The following is a 16100-nucleotide window of genomic DNA, read 5'->3' as shown; positions in this document are numbered from 1 at the left end:
CGAGCCCGCCGCGCAGGCCGAAGCCCCGCCGCGCCCGGCGCGCCGCACCCGCTCGGTGGCGGACGGCTCGGCCAGCCAGGCCGTTCCCCCGGCGGATGCCGCGGCCGAGCCCGCCGCGCAGGCCGAAGCCCCGCCGCGCCCGGCGCGCCGCACCCGCTCGGTGGCGGACGGCTCGGCCAGCCAGGCCGTTCCCCCGGCGGAGCCGGAGACCGAGGCCCGGCAGGCCGATACGTCCCCGCGTCCGGAAGGCCCGGCCATCCGTGGCCGCACGGTGGCGCCCGGGCGGCGCCCCGCCCCCCGCAGCGCGGACGCGCCCTGGCACAACCCCCAGCCCGCCTTCACGGAACCCGAGCCCGCGCCCGAGGCCGATCCGGCGGCCGCGGCCGACCCGGGTCCCAAGGGCGAGCCGAAGACCACGCCCAAGACCGCCCCGCGGCCCGACGCCGCCGAGCCGGAGCCCGCCCCCGGCGCGGACTCCGCGCCCGAGGCCGATCCGGCGGCCGCGGCCGACCCGGGTCCGAAGGGTGAGCCGAAGACCACGCCCAAGACCGCCCCGCGGCCCGACGCCGCCGAGCCGGAGCCCGCCCCCGGCGCGGACTCCGCGCCCGACGGCACCCCCGAATCCGAATCCGACACCCACGGAGGCGACGCGTGAACGACGTCCTCGACGTCGCGCTGCGACTCATCGTCGTCTTCGCCGTGTTCCTCGTGCTCCCGCTCGTCGTCGGGCAGACCGAGCACAAGGTCATGGCCCACATGCAGGGCCGCCTCGGCCCCATGTACGCCGGAGGCTTCCACGGCTGGGCCCAGCTCGTCGCCGACGGCGTGAAGTTCGCGCAGAAGGAGGACATCGTCCCGGCGGGCGCCGACCGCCGCATCTTCCAGCTCGCCCCCGCCGTCGCCCTGCTCCCGTACCTCCTCGTCCTCGTCGCCATCCCCATCGGCCCCGGCGAGGGCGCCGTCGGCCAGGTCATCGACGCCGGGCTGTTCTTCGTACTCGCCGTCATGGGCGTCGGCGTCCTCGGCAGCCTCATGGCCGGCTGGGCCTCCGCCAACAAGTTCTCCCTGCTCGGCGGCCTGCGCACCGCCGCCCAGCTCCTCGCGTACGAGCTCCCCATGCTGCTCGCCGCCGCCTCCGTCGCGATGGCCGCCGGGACCGTGTCCCTCCCCGGCATCGTCGACGCCTTCCAGTGGTGGTGGCTCCCCTGGCAGATCACCGGCGCGCTCGTCTTCTTCACCGCGGGCCTCGCCGAACTGCAGCGCCCCCCCTTCGACATGCCCGTCGCCGACTCCGAGATCATCTTCGGCGCGTACACCGAGTACACCGGTCTGCGCTTCGCGCTGTTCCTGCTCGCCGAGTACGCCGGCATCGTCGTCCTCTGCGCCCTCACCACCGTCCTCTTCCTCGGCGGCTGGCACGGCCCGATCGCCGGCGGCTGGGTCTGGACCCTCCTCAAGACCGCGGTCCTCGCCTTCGTCGTGATCTGGCTCCGCGTCAGCTACCCCCGCCTTCGCGAGGACCAGCTCCAGAAGCTCGCCTGGACCACACTCATCCCGCTCGCGCTCGCCCAGATCGCGCTCACCGGCATCGTGAAGGTGGCGATCAGCTGATGCCCATCCCCGGATCCGGCCTCGCCAAGGGCCTCGCCGTCACCCTGCGCACGATGACGAAGCGCGCGCACACCGCCCAGTACCCCGAAGTACAGCCCGAGCTCCCGCCCCGCACCCGCGGGGTCATCGGCCTGTTCGAGGAGAACTGCACGGTCTGCATGCTGTGCGCCCGCGAGTGCCCCGACTGGTGCATCTACATCGACTCCCACAAGGAGACGGTCCCGGCCGCCGCCCCCGGCGGCCGCGAGCGCAGCCGCAACGTCCTCGACCGCTTCGCCATCGACTTCTCCCTGTGCATGTACTGCGGCATCTGCATCGAGGTGTGCCCCTTCGACGCCCTCTTCTGGTCGCCGGAGTTCGAGTACGCGGAGACGGACATCCTCGAACTCACCCACGAGCGCGACAAGCTGCGCGAGTGGATGTGGACCGTCCCGGCCCCGCCCGCCCTGGACCCGGCCGCGGAGGAGCCCAAGGAGATCGCCGCCGCCCGCAAGGCGGCGGAGAAGGCCGAAGCCGCGGCCGCCGCCGCAGCCGCCGAAACCACCGGGCCCACGACGCCCGAGACCGACACCCCCACCACCCCGGAGGGAGACGCGTGACCGATCTGACCCCCGCGGCCACCACCCTGGCCGCCGCGGCGACGGGCCACGGGTTCCTCTCCCCGACCGGCGTCGAGATCGCCTTCCTCCTCGTCGGCCTCGCCACCCTCGGCGCGGCCGCCGTCACCGTCACCACCAAACAGCTCGTGCACGCCGCCCTGTGGCTGGTCGTCGCCCTCGGCGGCATCGCCGTCGAGTACCTGCTGCTGACGGCCGAGTTCATCGCCTGGGTCCAGGTCCTGATCTACCTCGGATCCGTGGTCGTCCTCCTCCTCTTCGGGCTGATGCTCACCAAGGCCCCGATCGGCCGCTCCCCGGACGCCGACTCGAACAACCGCCTGGTCGCCCTCGGCGTCGCCCTCGTCGCGGCCGCATCCCTCGTCTGGGTCGTCGTCGACGCCTTCCGGACCACCTGGATCGACCTCGACGGCCCCGCCCAGGGCTCGACCGAGGTCTCCGGCGAGATCCTCTTCCAGCACTGGGTGCTGCCCTTCGAAGCGCTCTCCGTCCTCCTCCTCGCGGCCCTGATCGGCGCCATCGTGCTCTCCCGCAGGGACACCCCCGCCGACGGGTCCGACGACAACACGAAGGGGCAGCAGCGCTGATGCACCTCGCCTACCCCGCCGTGCTCGCGGCGCTCCTGTTCTGCACGGGCCTGTACGGAGTGCTCGCCCGCCGCAACGCCATCCTGGTCCTGATGTCCGTCGAGCTGATGCTCAACGCCGTCAACCTCAACCTGGTGGCCTTCGACGTCTGGCTGCGCGACGCCCTGCACGCCGGCCAGGCCCTCACCCTCTTCACGATCGCCATCGCCGCCGCCGAGATCGGCATCGGCCTCGCGATCGTGCTGATGGTGTACCGCAACCGCGGCACCTCGGACGTCGACCGGCTGCGCGACACCGCCGAGGGCCACGAGCCCGCCCCGAACGACCAGCCCGCCCCGAACAACCAGAGCGAGGTCACCGCGTGAGCACCACGACCCTCGCGGTCCTCGTCCCGCTCCTGCCCTTCCTGGGCGCGGTGGCGGGACTGCTGCTCGGCCGCCGCGCCCCCGGGTTCGTCCGGCCCCTCGCCGTGCTGCCGGTGCTGGCCTCGGCCGTCCTGGCCGTGCTCGTCGCCGCCCGCCAGGGCGGCGGCCGGCCGATCACCGCCTCGACCGAGCTGACGCCGACCGGCTCCGTGCCGATCGACCTCTCGCTCTACCTGAACGGCTTCGCCGTCCTGGTCGCCGTTCTGGTCGGCGTCGTCGCCACCTGCGTACAGGTCTACTCGACGGCGTACCTCCGCGAGGACCCGCGCTACCCCTCGTACGCCGCTCTGGTCTCCCTGTTCACCTCCGCCATGCTGCTCGTCGTCTACACGGGCGACCTGATGGTGCTGCTGGTCGGCTGGGAAGTCATGGGCATCTGCTCGTACTTCCTCGTCGGCCACTACTGGGAGACCGAGGCGGCCCGCTCCGCCTCCCTGAAGGCCTTCCTCGTCACCAAGCTCGGCGACGTCCCCTTCCTGATCGGCCTGTTCGCGCTCGCCGCCGACGCCGGCTCCTTCGAGATCCCCAAGATCCTGGGCACCGTCGCCGCGGGCGGCCTGGACCACCCCACGCTGATCGCGCTGCTGCTGCTCTCCGGAGTCGCGGGCAAGTCCGCGCAGTTCCCGCTGCACACCTGGCTCCCCGATGCCATGGCGGGCCCCACCCCGGTCTCCGCGCTGATCCACGCCGCGACGATGGTCGCCGCCGGTGTCTACTTCGTCGCCCGCCTCCTCCCGGTCTTCGCGGCCTCCGCGGCCGCCCTGGTGGTCATGGCCGTCATGGCCGCCGTCACGATGGTCGGCTCCGGCCTCGCCGCCCTGGCCCAGGACGACATCAAGCGCGTACTGGCCTACTCCACGATCGGCCAGCTCGGCTACATGACCGGGGCCCTGGCCGTCGCCGACCGCGGCGCCGCCGTCTTCCACCTCCTGTCCCACGGCGTTTTCAAGGCGCTCCTGTTCCTCGGCGCCGGCGTGATCATCCACGCCGCCGGGACGAACTCCCTGGCCGCCATGTCCCGCATGGACGGCCTGGCCAAGCGCATCCCCGACGCCTTCTGGACCATGACGATCGCGCTGCTCGCGCTCGCCGCGATCCCGCCCTTCGCGGGCTTCTTCTCCAAGGAGGCCGTCCTCGTCGCCGCCGAGCACGCCGCCACCGGACACTCGGAGTCCGCTCCCAGCGCCGCCGGCTGGCTCGTCCTCGTCGCCGGCGTACTGACCGCCCTGCTCACCGCCGCCTACGCCACCCGGCTGTGGCTGATGGCCTTCCGCGGACGGGGCGCCGCCGCCCCCGACCACGGCAAGGAGCCCGTCGCCATGACCGGCGTGCTGTGGGTGCTCGCGGTCCCGTCCATCGGACTCGGCCTCGCCGCCGGCCCGATCGCCGACTGGTTCGACGGCCGGGAGCTCGCCCCGACGCTGACCACCTCCGTCCTCGGCACCGGAGCCGCCGCCGTCGGCGCGGTCCTGACCTACGCCCTGTGGCAGCGGGCCGCCGCGAAGGCCGCCGCGGCTCCCGCCGCGACCGGACCCGCCGCCCAAGCCGCCGCCGCGACCGAGCAGCCCGCCGCCGTGGCCGCCGCGGTGTCCGCGGCCTCCGCCGCCGCCGAGTCCGCGGCCGAGACGCCCGAGGTCGCGGAGGTCACCCACGAGCACCCCGCCGTCCCGGCGGGTCCCGCCGCCGACCCCGGCCGGGCCCTCCTGGGCCCCCTGCACCGCCACGCGGCCGACGGCTTCCACCTCGACGCCGTCTACGACCGGCTGTTCGTCCGCCCCGTACGCGCCGCCGCGCGCCTCGTCCGCTTCCTCGACCGCGAGGTCGTGGACACGTACGTCAGCGGCGCCGGCGCCGGCCCCCGGCTGCTCGGCAGCCTCGTACGACGGGCCCAGACCGGCAACGTACAGAGCTACCTGAGCGCCCTGCTCGCCGGCGCCGTGGTCCTGGCGATCGCCACCGCCGTCCTCGCCAACGTCAACGCCGGATCGTGAGCCGTGAGCCAGCCGTGATTGATATCAGCCCGTCCGTGATGCAGTTCCTTCTGGCGTTCGTCGTGGCCGCACCGCTCCTCGGCGCAGCCGCGGCCCTCCTGCCCGCCCCGCCCGGACTCAAGGGCAAGAGCCCCGAACAGGCCGTGCTGCGCCACGGCGTGACCGTGACCGGCGTGATCCTCGCCGCGGCCGTCGCCCTCGCCCTGGGCTTCGACCGCGACACCCCGGCCCGCTTCCAGGCGACCACCGACATCAGCTGGATCCAGGCGCTGAACGTCCGGATCCACCTCGGCATCGACGGCATCTCGCTCCCCCTCCTCCTGATGACCGCGCTGCTGTTCTTCCTCTGCGCGCTCTACAGCTACTTCAAGCTCCCCGAAGGCCCCTCCCCGAAGGCCTTCGTCGCGCTGCTCCTCGTCCTCGAATCCGGCACCCTCGCGACCTTCGCCGTCCTCGACCTGCTGCTGTTCTTCCTCGCCTTCGAGATGGTCCTCATCCCGATGTACTTCCTCATCGCCCGCTGGGGCGGTGCTCAGCGGCAGGCCGCCGCCTGGAAGTTCATCCTCTACACCCTCCTCGGCTCCGTGGTCATGCTGCTCGGCCTGCTGCTCATCGGTGTGACGAGCGGCACATTCGACATGGTGGCACTCGCCTCTGACAACGGACGCGAACTCAGCCACACCACCCAGCTCCTGGCCGTCCTCACCATCGGCCTCGGCCTCGCCGTGAAGACCCCGATGTGGCCGCTGCACAGCTGGCTGCCCGACGCCCACACGGCCGCCCCCACCGTCGGATCCGTCCTGCTGGCCGGCGTCCTGCTGAAGATGGGCACCTACGGGTTCGTCCGCATCCTGCTCCCCGTCACCCCCGACGGCATGGCGACCTTCGCCCCCTACCTGGGCGCCTTCGCGGCCGTCGGCATCGTCTACGGGTCCCTCGCCTGCCTCTCGCTCGCCCGCAAGGGCAACAAGGGCGACCTCAAGCGCCTCATCGCGTACTCCTCCGTCGGCCACATGGGCTTCGTCCTCCTCGGCATCGCCTCCATGACCCCCACCGGCGTCAACGGCGCGCTGTTCGCGAACATCGCCCACGGCCTGATCACCGGCCTCCTCTTCTTCCTGGTCGGCGCCCTCAAGGACCGCTACGGCACCGCCGACCTCGACACCCTCGCCGGAGCCACCGGGGCCGCCCTCTACGGGCGCGCCCCCCGCCTCGGCGCCTTCCTCGCCTTCGCGGCCGTCGCCTCCCTCGGCCTGCCCGGCCTCGCCGGCTTCTGGGGCGAGATGCTGGCCCTGTTCGGCGCGTTCGACCCGGCGCCCGGCCTCTCCCGGCCCGCCTTCCTCACGTACATGGCGTTCGGCGCGTTCGGCACCCTGCTCACCGCCGCCTACCTGCTGATCGTCGTACGGCGCGTCTGCATGGGCGACCCCCACGCCCGCCCGGAACACCGGGCCCCCGCCGGTTCCGGATCCGCCACCGGGCCCGCGCTCGAACTCGCCGACGTCCAGCGCTACGAGTTCGCCGCCTGGACCCCGCTCATGGCCCTCACCGTCCTCGCCGGCTTGTGGCCCGCCGTCCTCCTCGGCCTCACCGACCCGGCCGTCCAGAAGCTCCTCGCAGGAGGCAACGCATGACGGCCCTGACGGCCTCCGTTCTGTCCGCCCCGTCGGCGGCCCCGGCCGCCGGGACCCCGAGCCTCGTCCAGAGCGTCGACTGGCTCGCGATCACCCCCGTGGTCCTGCCCGCCGCCGTCGCCCTGGTCGTCCTGGTCGCCGACCTCTTCGTACCGGAGCGGCGCAAGCCGCTGCTCGGCTGGCTCTCCGTCGCCGGCCTCGCCGCCGCGACCGCCACCCTGGTGCCGCTGCGCGCCGGCGACCGCGCCACCTTCTGCCTCACCACCGACCCCGGCGCGTGCAGCTACACCGCGGACCACTTCGCCCTCGTCATCCAGTTCCTGGTGCTGGCCGGCGCCCTGGTCACCGCCCTGCTGTCGGTCACCGCCGTCCGCGACGCGCGCATGCCGGCCGGCGAGTACTGGTTCCTGCTGCTGTCCTCCGCCGCCGGCGCCGCCCTGCTGCCCGCCTCCCGCGACCTCGCCACCCTGATCGTCGCCCTCGAAGTCGCCTCGCTGCCCGCCTTCGCCCTCGTCGGCATGCGCCGCGGCGACCGCCTCTCCTCCGAGGCCGCCCTCAAGTTCTTCCTGTCCTCCGTCACCGCCACCGCCGTGTCGCTGATGGGCGTCAGCTTCGTCTACGCCGCCACCGGCACCCTGCACCTCACGCAGATCGCCGACCGGCTCGAAGACGTCCCCGGGCAGCTCGACACCCTCGCCATGGCCGGCGTCGCGCTCACCCTCGTCGGCTTCGCCTTCAAGACCGCCGCCGTCCCCTTCCACTTCTGGGTCCCGGACACCTACGTCGGCGCGCCGCTGCCCATCGCGGGCTACCTCTCCGTGATCGGCAAGGCCGTCGGCTTCACCGGCCTCATCCTCGTCACGGTGATCGCCTTCCCCGCGTACTCCGACGTCTGGGGCCCGGCCCTCGCCGTCCTCGCCGCGCTCACCATGACGATCGGCAACGCCGCCGCCCTGCGCCAGCGCGCGGACCGGCCGAACAGCGCCGTACGGCTGCTCGCCTGGTCCTCCGTCGGCCAGGCCGGCTACCTGCTCGTCCCGATCGCCGCCGCCGCGTACTCCGGGCGCGACCAGATCGGCTCCACCGTCGCGTACGCCCTCATGTACGCCGCCGTGAACCTCGGTGCCTTCGCGGTGGCCGCCCTCGTCGGCCGTACGAAGCCGCTCCACCGGATCAGCGACTACCGCGGGCTGTACGCCGAGCGCCCGCTGGCCGCCCTCTCGCTGGCGTTCTTCCTGCTCTGCCTGGCGGGCCTGCCGCCGGGCATCATCGGGCTCTTCGCCAAGGTCACCGTCTTCCGGTCCGCGGTCGACGCGGGCCTGGGCTGGCTCGCCGTGGTCATGGCGGTCAACGTCGTCATCGCCCTGTACTACTACCTGCGCTGGACGGCGCTGCTCTTCCGCGCTCCGGAGACCGCCGCCGAAGGCGCCCGTACGAAGGCCCCCTGGCCGGTCACCGCCGCGATCGCGGTCACCGCGGTCACCGCCGTGGTGCTGTCGGCCGCCCCGCAGCTGGTCCTGCGCTTCGCGGCGGGCAGCCTGTTCCCGCAGTAGGACCGCAGGACCGCAGCAGCCCCGCGGCGCAGTCCGCACCCCCGGCCCGCACCCCCGGCCCGCACGCCGGTGAACCCGGTACGCCGTGACCCGTACGGCCCAGCGCCCGCCCCCGCCCCCGCCGTACCCCCGCCGCCCGGGTCTCCCGGGCGGCGGGGGCGCCGTGCCCCTGGGAACCAGACGTCCTCACCTCGCGTTGAGCAGGGAGGGAGGGTCCACTGGACCGTAGACCCTCAGATCCAAGGACGGGGCTCCCCTGCCGCACCATTTGGAGGGCGTACCGTGCACCGCCGGCACAACGGGCTGAAGACCGCCGTACTCCTCGGCGGGCTGTCCGCACTCATCATCCTCATCGGAAGCTTCTTCGGGCGGGGCGGCCTGATCATCGCCGTCCTCGTCGCCCTGGGGACGAACGCGTACGCGTACTGGAACAGCGACAAGCTGGCTCTACGCGCGATGCGCGCCCGCCCCGTCAGCGAGTTCGAGGCCCCACAGCTCTACCGCATGGTGCGCGAGCTCTCCACCTCCGCGCGCCAGCCCATGCCCCGGCTCTACATCTCGCCGACCGAGGCGCCCAACGCGTTCGCCACCGGCCGCAACCCGCGCAACGCCGCGGTCTGCTGCACCGAGGGCATCCTGCGCATCCTCGACGAGCGCGAGCTGCGCGGGGTGATCGGCCACGAGCTGAGCCACGTCTACAACCGCGACATCCTGATCTCCTCAGTCGCCGGAGCCCTCGCTTCCGTCATCATGTTCCTGGTGAATTTCGCCTGGCTGATCCCGGTCGGCCGGTCCAATGACGACGAGGGGCCCGGCATCATCGGCATGCTGCTGATCATGATCTTGGGCCCGCTGGCCGCCAGCGTGATCCAGCTGGCCATCAGCCGCTCGCGCGAGTACGAGGCGGATGCGTCCGGCGCCCGGCTCACCGGCGACCCGCTCGCCCTGGCCGGCGCCCTGCGCAAGCTGGACGCCGGCGTCAAGCAGCTCCCGCTGCCCCCCGAGCCCAGGCTGGAGACCGCGAGCCACATGATGATCGCCAACCCGTTCCGCCCGGGACAGGGCCTTTCTAAGATGTTCTCGACGCACCCTCCGATGGCCGAGCGCATCGCCCGGCTCGAACAGATGGCAGGACGCAGCCAATGAAGACCATCCTGAACATCATCTGGCTCGTGCTCAGCGGCGTCTGGCTGTTCCTGGGCTACTGCCTCGCGGGTGTGCTCCTGTGCATCACCATCCTCGGCATCCCGTTCGGCATCGCGTCCTTCCGCATCGCCCTGTACGCCCTGTGGCCCTTCGGCTACACCACGGTCGAGCGCCACGACGCGGGCGCGGGGTCCTGCATCGGCAACGTGCTGTGGCTGGTCCTGGCGGGCTGGTGGCTGGCCCTCAGCCACATCGTCACGGGCGTTGCCCTGTGCGTGACGATCATCGGCATCCCGTTCGGCATCGCCAACTTCAAGATGGTCCCGCTGTCCCTGCTCCCGCTGGGCCGTGAGATCGTCCCCACCGACGCGCCGTTCGCGTCCCGGTAGCCGCCACGGCGGCGAAGGAACTCGGGCAGGACGCCCGGGCAGGACGCCCGGGCGAACCCACGGTCGGAACTCACGGGCAGGAAGAACCAGTGTCGGCTGCGAGCACGGCCACGACCCTCTCGGTCATCGTGCCGATGTACAACGAGGAAGAGGCCCTGCCCGCCCTGGTGAGCCGCCTGCGCCCGGTGCTCGACGACACCCGCGTCCCGTACGAGGTCCTCGCCGTCGACGACGGAAGCACCGACCGGACCGCCGAACTCCTGGAGAAGTTCCGCACGGACTGGCCCGAGCTCCGCATCATCCGGCTGCGCGGCAACTCCGGCCACCAGGCCGCCCTGCGCGCCGGCCTGCACAGCGCGGTGGGGGCGTACGTGGCCAGCATCGACGCCGACCTCCAGGATCCGCCGGAGAAGATTCCGGAGATGCTGGACCTGGCCCGGTCCGAGAACCTCGACATCGTCTACGGCGTCCGCTCCGACCGCAGCACCGACACCGGCTTCAAGCGGCGCACCGCCGCCGCCTACTACTGGCTGATGCGCCGCATGGTCGGCAAGCAGGTGCCCGCGCAGGCCGGGGACTTCCGGCTGCTCAGCCGCGAGGCGGTGGAGGCCCTCAAGTCCCTGCCCGACCAGCACCAGGTCTACCGGCTGCTGGTGCCGTGGCTCGGTTTCCCGAGCGGGCAGGTGACGTACCGCCGGGGGGAGCGGGTGGCGGGCGAGACCAAGTACCCGCTGAGCAAGATGATCCGCCTCGCCGTGGACGGCATCACCAACTTCTCCGCCGCCCCGCTGCGGCTGGCGACCTGGCTCGGCGTCATCAGCTTCGTCACCTGCTTCGTGATGATCGCCTGGACGCTGGTGGTCTTCCTGCTCGGCAAGACCGTGCCCGGCTGGAGCTCGCTGTTCGTCGCCATGCTGTTCCTCGGCGGTGTGCAGCTGATCTGCGTGGGGCTGCTCGGCGAGTACATCGGCCGGATCTACACCGCGGTGCAGCGCCGGCCCACGTACTTCATCGGCTACGACTCGGCCCGGGACGACTCGGCCCGGGACGACGCCGCCAAGGGCCCCGGGCCGAACGGGAACTGACGGCGGCTCCGGGGGTAATGCCGCAGGCCGGGGCGATTGTCAGTGGCGTGGGTCACGATGGATGCATGGACGGGACCGAGCAGTTGCCGCAGCGGGCGATACCCGGGCGGGCGTTCACGCCGCGCGCGTGAGCCCCGCCCGCACCCCGTAGGCCAGGGCGCCCAGCGCCAGCACGGCCGCACCCGCGACCGCCGACGCGGCCGGCAGTGCGCAGGCCAGTACGACACAGCCGGACAGCCCGACCGCTGCCACGGCCCGGCCCTTGACACCTGAATCGAGAGTCCACGCCGAAGCGTTCGCGATCGCGTAGTAGGCCAGCACCCCGAACGAGGAGAAACCGATCGCGCCCCGCAGATCGGTGGTCGCCGCGAGCACCGCGACCACCGCACCCACGGCGAGCTCCGCACGGTGCGGCACCCGATGCCGGGGATGTACGGCGGCCAGCGCGCGGGGGAGATGGCCGTCCCGGGCCATCGCCAGCGTGGTCCGCGACACCCCGAGCACGAGGGCCAGCAGCGAGCCCACAGCCGCCAGGGCCGCCCCGACCCGGACCACGGGGGTCAGTCCGGGCAGACCGGCCGCCCGTACCGCGTCGGCCAGCGGGGCGGGCGAGGCCGCCAGGGCCCCGGCGCCCAGCACCGACAGCGCCGCCACCGCCACCGCGGCGTACACGAGCAGGGCGATCCCCAGGGCGAGGGGCACCGCCCGCGGGATCGTGTGCTCCGGATCGCGCACCTCCTCGCCCAGGGTGGTGATCCGGGCGTACCCCGCGAAGGCGAAGAACAGCAGCCCGGCCGCCTGGAGCAGACCGCCCACCGCGCCCCCGCCCAGGCCGCCGAGCCGTCCCGCGTCCGCCGCGCCGGACGTCAGGCACCCCACCACGACCCCGGCCAGCACGGCCAGCACCGCCGCCACGATCACCCGGGCGATCCGGGCGGACTTCTGCACGCCGCCGTAGCTCGCGGCGGTCAGCGCCACCACCGCCGCGACGGCCACGGCGTGCTGCTGCCCGGGCCACACGTACGCCCCCACGGTGAGCGCCATCGCCGCGCACGAGGCGGTCTTGCCGATGACGAAGCCCCAGCCGGCCAGGTAGCCCCAGAACGGCCCGAGCCGTTCCCGCCCGTACACGTAGGTCCCGCCGGAGGCCGGATGGCGGGCGGCCAGCCGCGCCGAGGAGTGCGCGTTGCAGTAGGCGATCACGGCCGCCACCGCCAGGGCCGCGAGCAGCGCGCCGCCCGCGGGCCCCGCCGCACCCGCCGCCGGGGCGAGCGCGGCGAAGATGCCCGCCCCGACCATGGCGCCCAGCCCGACGACGACGGCGTCGAAGACTCCCAGCGTGCGTTTCAACTCGTTGTTCACGGGCGGAGGGTAGCCGCTCTAGATGACGCCTTCCCGGCCGGTCAGCGGCGTCCGGTTCTGCTCCCAGCCGTGGAGGGCCGTCAGGCAGGCGTGGTCGAGGTGGCGCAGCCCGCTCAGGTCGAGGCGTACGGGGTGTCCGGCCGGCAGCGCGTCCAGCTCGTCGAGCAGCTTCGGCAGCCGCAGGAAGCTGGCGCTCCCCAGGACCTGGACGTGGAGCTCGCCGCCCTCCCACACCTCCTCGATGTGCACGTGCGAGGTCTCCCAGGCCGCCTTGACCACGGCGAGCCCCAGGCCGATCAGCACCCCTTCGAAGAGGTTGGTGGCGACGACCGAGGCGGCCGTCGCCACCAGCACCACCGCCTCGCCCCGGTGCGTACGCCACAGGCCGGCGACGGCGCGGGCCGGCAGCAGCTTCCATCCGGCGTGCAGCAGCACCCCGGCCAGCGCGGCCAGCGGCACGATCCGCAGCAGCTGGGGGAGTGCGACGGCGAACAGCAGCAGCCAGCCGCCGTGCATGACCCGGGAGGCCCGGGTTCGGGCCCCGGCCTCCACGTTGGCCGCGCTGCGCACGATCACGGCGGTCATCGGCAGCGCCCCGAGCAGTCCGCAGACGGTGTTGCCGACGCCCTGTGCCACGAGTTCCCGGTCGTAGTGGGTGCGCGGTCCGTCGTGCATCCGGTCGACGGCGGCCGCACTGAACAGGGTCTCGGCGGAGGCGATCAGCGCCAGGGCCATCACGGTGCCGAGCGCTCCGGCGGAGGCCAGCAGCCCGAAGTCCGCCCAGCCGGGCGGGGCGATGGCCCCCAGAACGCCGGTCACCGTCACCTTCTCGACGGGCAGCCGAAGCGTCACCGACACGGCGGTGGCGGCCGCGACCCCGACCAGCGCGCCCGGTACGACCCGCAGCCGGGCCGGCATCCGGCGCCAGGCGACGAGGACGGCGATGGTCCCCGCCCCGAGGGCCACGGCGGCCCAGTCGGCCTCGGCGGCGAGCGCGGGCACCGCGGCGAGCTTCTCCAGCGTCGCTCCGGGGGCCGGTACGCCGCCCAGGGCGTACAGCTGCCCCGCGATCAGCACGAGTCCGATCCCGGCGAGCATCCCGTGCACGACGGCGACGGAGATCGCCCGGAACCACCGCCCGAGCCGCAGCGCCCCCATGCACAGCTGCAGCACCCCGGCGGCCAGCACCAGGACCCCCAGTGCGCGGGCCCCGTGCGTGTGCAGCGCCTCGTAGACGAGCACGGTGAGCCCGGCCGCCGGGCCGCTCACCTGGAGCGAGCTCCCCGGGAAGCAGCCGGTGACCAGCCCGCCCACCACCCCGGTCACGATCCCCAGCTCCGCGGGCACGCCGGAGGCGACGGCCACGCCCACGCACAGGGGCAGCGCGACGAGCGCGACAACGACGGACGCCCCGAAGTCTTCGCGAAACGTGCCGACCTCAGGCATCCGTGTCCCTCCCCTGTCCCGCGGTGATGAATACCGCCAGGTTGACGGGCACGGGCACGGTTGCCCAAGTGCTCATTGGGGGCCACTGAGGCGCACGCGCCGCGTACGCCCGGCACGTGATCCGCACGCCCCCGACCACGGCCGGGACCCCTGGAAACAGCCGCGGCCCGCCGGTCCGAGAAGGACCGCCGGGCCGCCGGAGGGCAGGTGGGAGACCGCGATCAGCGGTAGTTCACGAACTGGATCGCGAAGTCGAGGTCCTTGCCCTTGAGGAGGGCCTGGACGGCCTGCAGGTCGTCGCGGCTCTTGGAGCTGACGCGCAGCTCCTCGCCCTGGACCTGGGCCTTGACGCCCTTGGGGCCCTCGTCCCGGATGATCTTCGCGACCTTCTTGGCGTTCTCCTGGGAGATGCCCTCCTCGATCGAGGCGAAGATCTTGTACTCCTTGCCGGACAGCTGCGGCTCGCCGGCGTCGAGCGCCTTCAGCGAGATCCCGCGCTTGACCAGCTTGGTCTCGAACACGTCGAGGACGGCCTTGACGCGCTCCTCGGAGTTCGCCTCCATCAGGATCTTCTCGCCGGACCAGGCGATGGTGGCGCCGGTGCCCTTGAAGTCGTAGCGCTGCGAGAGTTCCTTGGCGGCCTGGTTGAGGGCGTTGTCGACCTCCTGCCGCTCGACCTTCGAGACGATGTCGAAACTGGAGTCGGCCATGTGCTGTGGCTCCTTGAAGTCGGCTGTCATTGCCCCGGGGGGCGCGGCCGGACATCCCCGGCCCGCTCGGCAAAGCCTAGCCACCGCGCCCGCCCCCGGTGCTGATCAATCCGGTGGCGAAGCACCCCCGAGCATCAGGTATCGTTTACGTCGTTGCCAGGGAGCACCGCCGCAAGGCGGAAAAATGGCAGCGATCATGGCGGTGTGCCCGAGTGGCCAAAGGGAGCAGACTGTAAATCTGCCGGCTCAGCCTACCCAGGTTCGAACCCTGGCGCCGCCACGCGATGTGAGACCCCCGTTACTGCGGAAACGCAGTGGCGGGGGTCTCCTCGTATGGCCCAACGATCCGCTCGACCACATCGTCCTGGTCTCCTGTTCGTTCTCCGGACGTGAACTTCATTTCTGACACGCGCGGGAGGGTGGGCGGCGGCCTGCTCCTCGCCCTCCTCGGAGCCGGGATCCCGGCCCTGGTCGGGGCGGCACTGCACAGCCATGTGGGCGAGCCCTACCAGGAGACCACCCTCTACTTCGGCACCGAGCGCCCCGGCCGGGCCTCCGTCGCGGAGGAGGAGTTCATGGGCTTCCTGGACCGGGAGGTCACCCCCGCCTTCCCCGAGGGGCTCACCCTCCTGGACGGGCACGGCCAGTGGCAGCGGGACGGAAAGGTCATCCGCGAGACCTCGTACGAGGTGGTGCTGCTCTACCCGGAGAAGGAAGCCGAGGAGAGGAGCGCGCGCATCGAGCGGATCCGGCAGGCCTATGAGGACCAGTACCAGCAGGACTCCGTCGGGCGCTCCGACGACAAGGTGACCGCGGAGTTCTGAGAGCCGGTCACGCGGTGGGGGCCTCTCGGGGCCCCCACCGGTGGTTCAGTTGCCGGCGACGGCCTTCACGGCCACCGAGACCGGGGTCGATCCCTCGATCAGCTCCAGTGTCAGTCCGGCCGTCGCCGGGGTCTCGACCAGCTCCGCCAGCACGGCCGCCACGTCGTCGCGCGGAACCGTCCCGCGGCCCGTCCGCGCCTCCAGCCGCACCTGCCCGCTCCCCGGGTCGTCGGTCAGCGAGCCGGGCCGCAGGACCGTCCACTCCAGGCCCAGCCGCGTCCGTACGTGGTCGTCGGCCTCGCCCTTCGCCCGCAAGTAGAAGTCGAAGACGTCGTCGCCCTCGTGGTGCGCGTCCGCGCCCATCGAAGAGACCATCAGGAAGCGCCGTACCCGCGCCCGTTCGGCCGCGTCCGCGAACAGCACCGCCGCGCCCCGGTCCACGGTGTCCTTGCGCGCCACGCCGCTGCCCGGGCCCGCGCCGGCGGCGAACACCGCGACGTCCGCGCCCTGCAGAATGCCCGCCACATGCTCGACCGTCGCCGACTCCAAGTCGCAGAGCACCGGTTCGGCGCCCGCCTCCCGCAGGTCGTCGCCCTGCGCCGGGTCGCGGATGATGCCCGCGACCTCGTACCCGCGCGCGGCGAGCAGCTGCTCCAGCCGCAGCGCGATCCGACCGTGTCCACCCGCGATGACGATGCGCATGCCCCGACCGTACGACGA

15 protein-coding genes, 1 tRNA gene and 1 pseudogene are annotated in these 16100 nt (G+C 72.8%); 13 read left to right on the top strand and 4 right to left on the bottom strand.

Going from position 1 to position 16100, the window contains the following annotated elements:
- The 11 genes and pseudogenes from ACIBAD_RS08480 to ACIBAD_RS08430 all read left to right on the top strand — a co-directional run.
- Nucleotides 1–655, top strand: a pseudogene (locus ACIBAD_RS08480) (hypothetical protein); the annotation flags it as partial.
- Nucleotides 652–1611 (top strand): NADH-quinone oxidoreductase subunit H, encoded by a 960-nt coding sequence (locus tag ACIBAD_RS08475; protein WP_398905346.1) that lies wholly within the window; start codon nt 652–654, stop codon nt 1609–1611. The pseudogene ACIBAD_RS08480 and the gene ACIBAD_RS08475, both read left to right, overlap by 4 nt.
- Entirely contained in the window at nt 1611–2210 is a 600-nt protein-coding gene (locus ACIBAD_RS08470; RefSeq protein WP_398905344.1) for a NuoI/complex I 23 kDa subunit family protein, read from the top strand. The genes ACIBAD_RS08475 and ACIBAD_RS08470 overlap by 1 nt, the downstream gene beginning before the upstream one ends.
- 5 nt (nt 2211–2215) lie before the next feature.
- Entirely contained in the window at nt 2216–2815 is a 600-nt protein-coding gene (locus tag ACIBAD_RS08465) for an NADH-quinone oxidoreductase subunit J (RefSeq protein ID WP_134074442.1), read from the top strand.
- The gene (gene nuoK / locus ACIBAD_RS08460) at nt 2815–3180 is read left to right on the top strand and encodes an NADH-quinone oxidoreductase subunit NuoK (protein ID WP_030163034.1); all 366 of its coding nucleotides are present in this window, start codon (nt 2815–2817) and stop codon (nt 3178–3180) included. The genes ACIBAD_RS08465 and nuoK overlap by 1 nt, the downstream gene beginning before the upstream one ends.
- On the top strand, nt 3177–5231 hold the full coding sequence (locus ACIBAD_RS08455) for an NADH-quinone oxidoreductase subunit L (protein ID WP_134072070.1): 2055 nt from the start codon (nt 3177–3179) through the stop codon (nt 5229–5231). Before nuoK ends, ACIBAD_RS08455 begins: the two co-directional genes overlap by 4 nt.
- A 38-nt stretch (nt 5232–5269) precedes the next feature.
- Entirely contained in the window at nt 5270–6865 is a 1596-nt protein-coding gene (locus tag ACIBAD_RS08450; protein WP_398905443.1) for a NuoM family protein, read from the top strand.
- Entirely contained in the window at nt 6862–8418 is a 1557-nt protein-coding gene (locus ACIBAD_RS08445) for an NADH-quinone oxidoreductase subunit N (RefSeq protein WP_398905341.1), read from the top strand. Before ACIBAD_RS08450 ends, ACIBAD_RS08445 begins: the two co-directional genes overlap by 4 nt.
- A gap of 282 nt (nt 8419–8700) precedes the next feature.
- On the top strand, nt 8701–9564 hold the full coding sequence (gene htpX / locus ACIBAD_RS08440) for a zinc metalloprotease HtpX (RefSeq protein ID WP_134072066.1): 864 nt from the start codon (nt 8701–8703) through the stop codon (nt 9562–9564).
- Complete coding sequence (locus ACIBAD_RS08435) at nt 9561–9953, top strand: YccF domain-containing protein (RefSeq protein WP_398905339.1); 393 nt, start codon at nt 9561–9563, stop codon at nt 9951–9953. The genes htpX and ACIBAD_RS08435 overlap by 4 nt, the downstream gene beginning before the upstream one ends.
- Before the next feature lie 89 nt (nt 9954–10042).
- A complete protein-coding gene (locus tag ACIBAD_RS08430) occupies nt 10043–11038 on the top strand; it encodes a glycosyltransferase family 2 protein (RefSeq protein WP_398905337.1) in 996 nt (331 codons plus the stop codon).
- Nucleotides 11039–11152: 114 nt separating this feature from the next.
- Here ACIBAD_RS08430 and ACIBAD_RS08425 read toward each other — a convergent pair whose 3' ends face one another.
- The 3 genes from ACIBAD_RS08425 to ACIBAD_RS08415 form a co-directional block, all read right to left on the bottom strand.
- A complete protein-coding gene (locus ACIBAD_RS08425) occupies nt 11153–12400 on the bottom strand; it encodes an APC family permease (RefSeq protein WP_398905335.1) in 1248 nt (415 codons plus the stop codon).
- 18 nt (nt 12401–12418) lie between these two features.
- Nucleotides 12419–13846 carry a SulP family inorganic anion transporter gene (locus tag ACIBAD_RS08420; protein WP_134072060.1) on the bottom strand — a complete coding sequence of 476 codons (1428 nt, stop codon included), beginning with the start codon at nt 13844–13846 and terminating at the stop codon, nt 12419–12421.
- 221 nt (nt 13847–14067) lie between these two features.
- A complete protein-coding gene (locus ACIBAD_RS08415; protein ID WP_030298135.1) occupies nt 14068–14556 on the bottom strand; it encodes a YajQ family cyclic di-GMP-binding protein in 489 nt (162 codons plus the stop codon).
- 198 nt (nt 14557–14754) lie between these two features.
- On the opposite strand from ACIBAD_RS08415, the gene ACIBAD_RS08410 reads away from it, so the two are divergent.
- Together ACIBAD_RS08410 and ACIBAD_RS08405 are read left to right on the top strand one after the other, a co-directional pair.
- Nucleotides 14755–14836: transfer RNA gene (locus ACIBAD_RS08410), tRNA-Tyr, on the top strand.
- A gap of 109 nt (nt 14837–14945) precedes the next feature.
- Nucleotides 14946–15380 (top strand): DUF3574 domain-containing protein, encoded by a 435-nt coding sequence (locus tag ACIBAD_RS08405; RefSeq protein WP_134072057.1) that lies wholly within the window; start codon nt 14946–14948, stop codon nt 15378–15380.
- 45 nt (nt 15381–15425) lie between these two features.
- Here the strand turns inward: ACIBAD_RS08405 and ACIBAD_RS08400 are convergent, their stop codons facing one another.
- Nucleotides 15426–16082, bottom strand: a complete 657-nt coding sequence (locus ACIBAD_RS08400) for an SDR family oxidoreductase (RefSeq protein WP_134072055.1) — start codon at nt 16080–16082, stop codon at nt 15426–15428.
- Nucleotides 16083–16100 lie beyond the last annotated feature (18 nt).

This window comes from Streptomyces sp. NPDC051109, assembly GCF_044455885.1.
Lineage (GTDB): Bacteria > Actinomycetota > Actinomycetes > Streptomycetales > Streptomycetaceae > Streptomyces.
This window is presented reverse-complemented; position numbering and strand designations above follow the sequence as displayed.

Coding starts and splice junctions, on each gene's coding strand:
- ACIBAD_RS08450 (WP_398905443.1), top strand. CDS start 5,270: ATGCAGTTCCTTCTGGCGTTCGTCGTGGCCGCACCGCTCCTCGGCGCA.
- ACIBAD_RS08445 (WP_398905341.1), top strand. CDS start 6,862: ATGACGGCCCTGACGGCCTCCGTTCTGTCCGCCCCGTCGGCGGCCCCG.
- ACIBAD_RS08415 (WP_030298135.1), bottom strand. CDS start 14,556: ATGGCCGACTCCAGTTTCGACATCGTCTCGAAGGTCGAGCGGCAGGAG.
- ACIBAD_RS08420 (WP_134072060.1), bottom strand. CDS start 13,846: ATGCCTGAGGTCGGCACGTTTCGCGAAGACTTCGGGGCGTCCGTCGTT.
- ACIBAD_RS08400 (WP_134072055.1), bottom strand. CDS start 16,082: ATGCGCATCGTCATCGCGGGTGGACACGGTCGGATCGCGCTGCGGCTG.
- ACIBAD_RS08470 (WP_398905344.1), top strand. CDS start 1,611: ATGCCCATCCCCGGATCCGGCCTCGCCAAGGGCCTCGCCGTCACCCTG.
- nuoK (WP_030163034.1), top strand. CDS start 2,815: ATGCACCTCGCCTACCCCGCCGTGCTCGCGGCGCTCCTGTTCTGCACG.
- ACIBAD_RS08435 (WP_398905339.1), top strand. CDS start 9,561: ATGAAGACCATCCTGAACATCATCTGGCTCGTGCTCAGCGGCGTCTGG.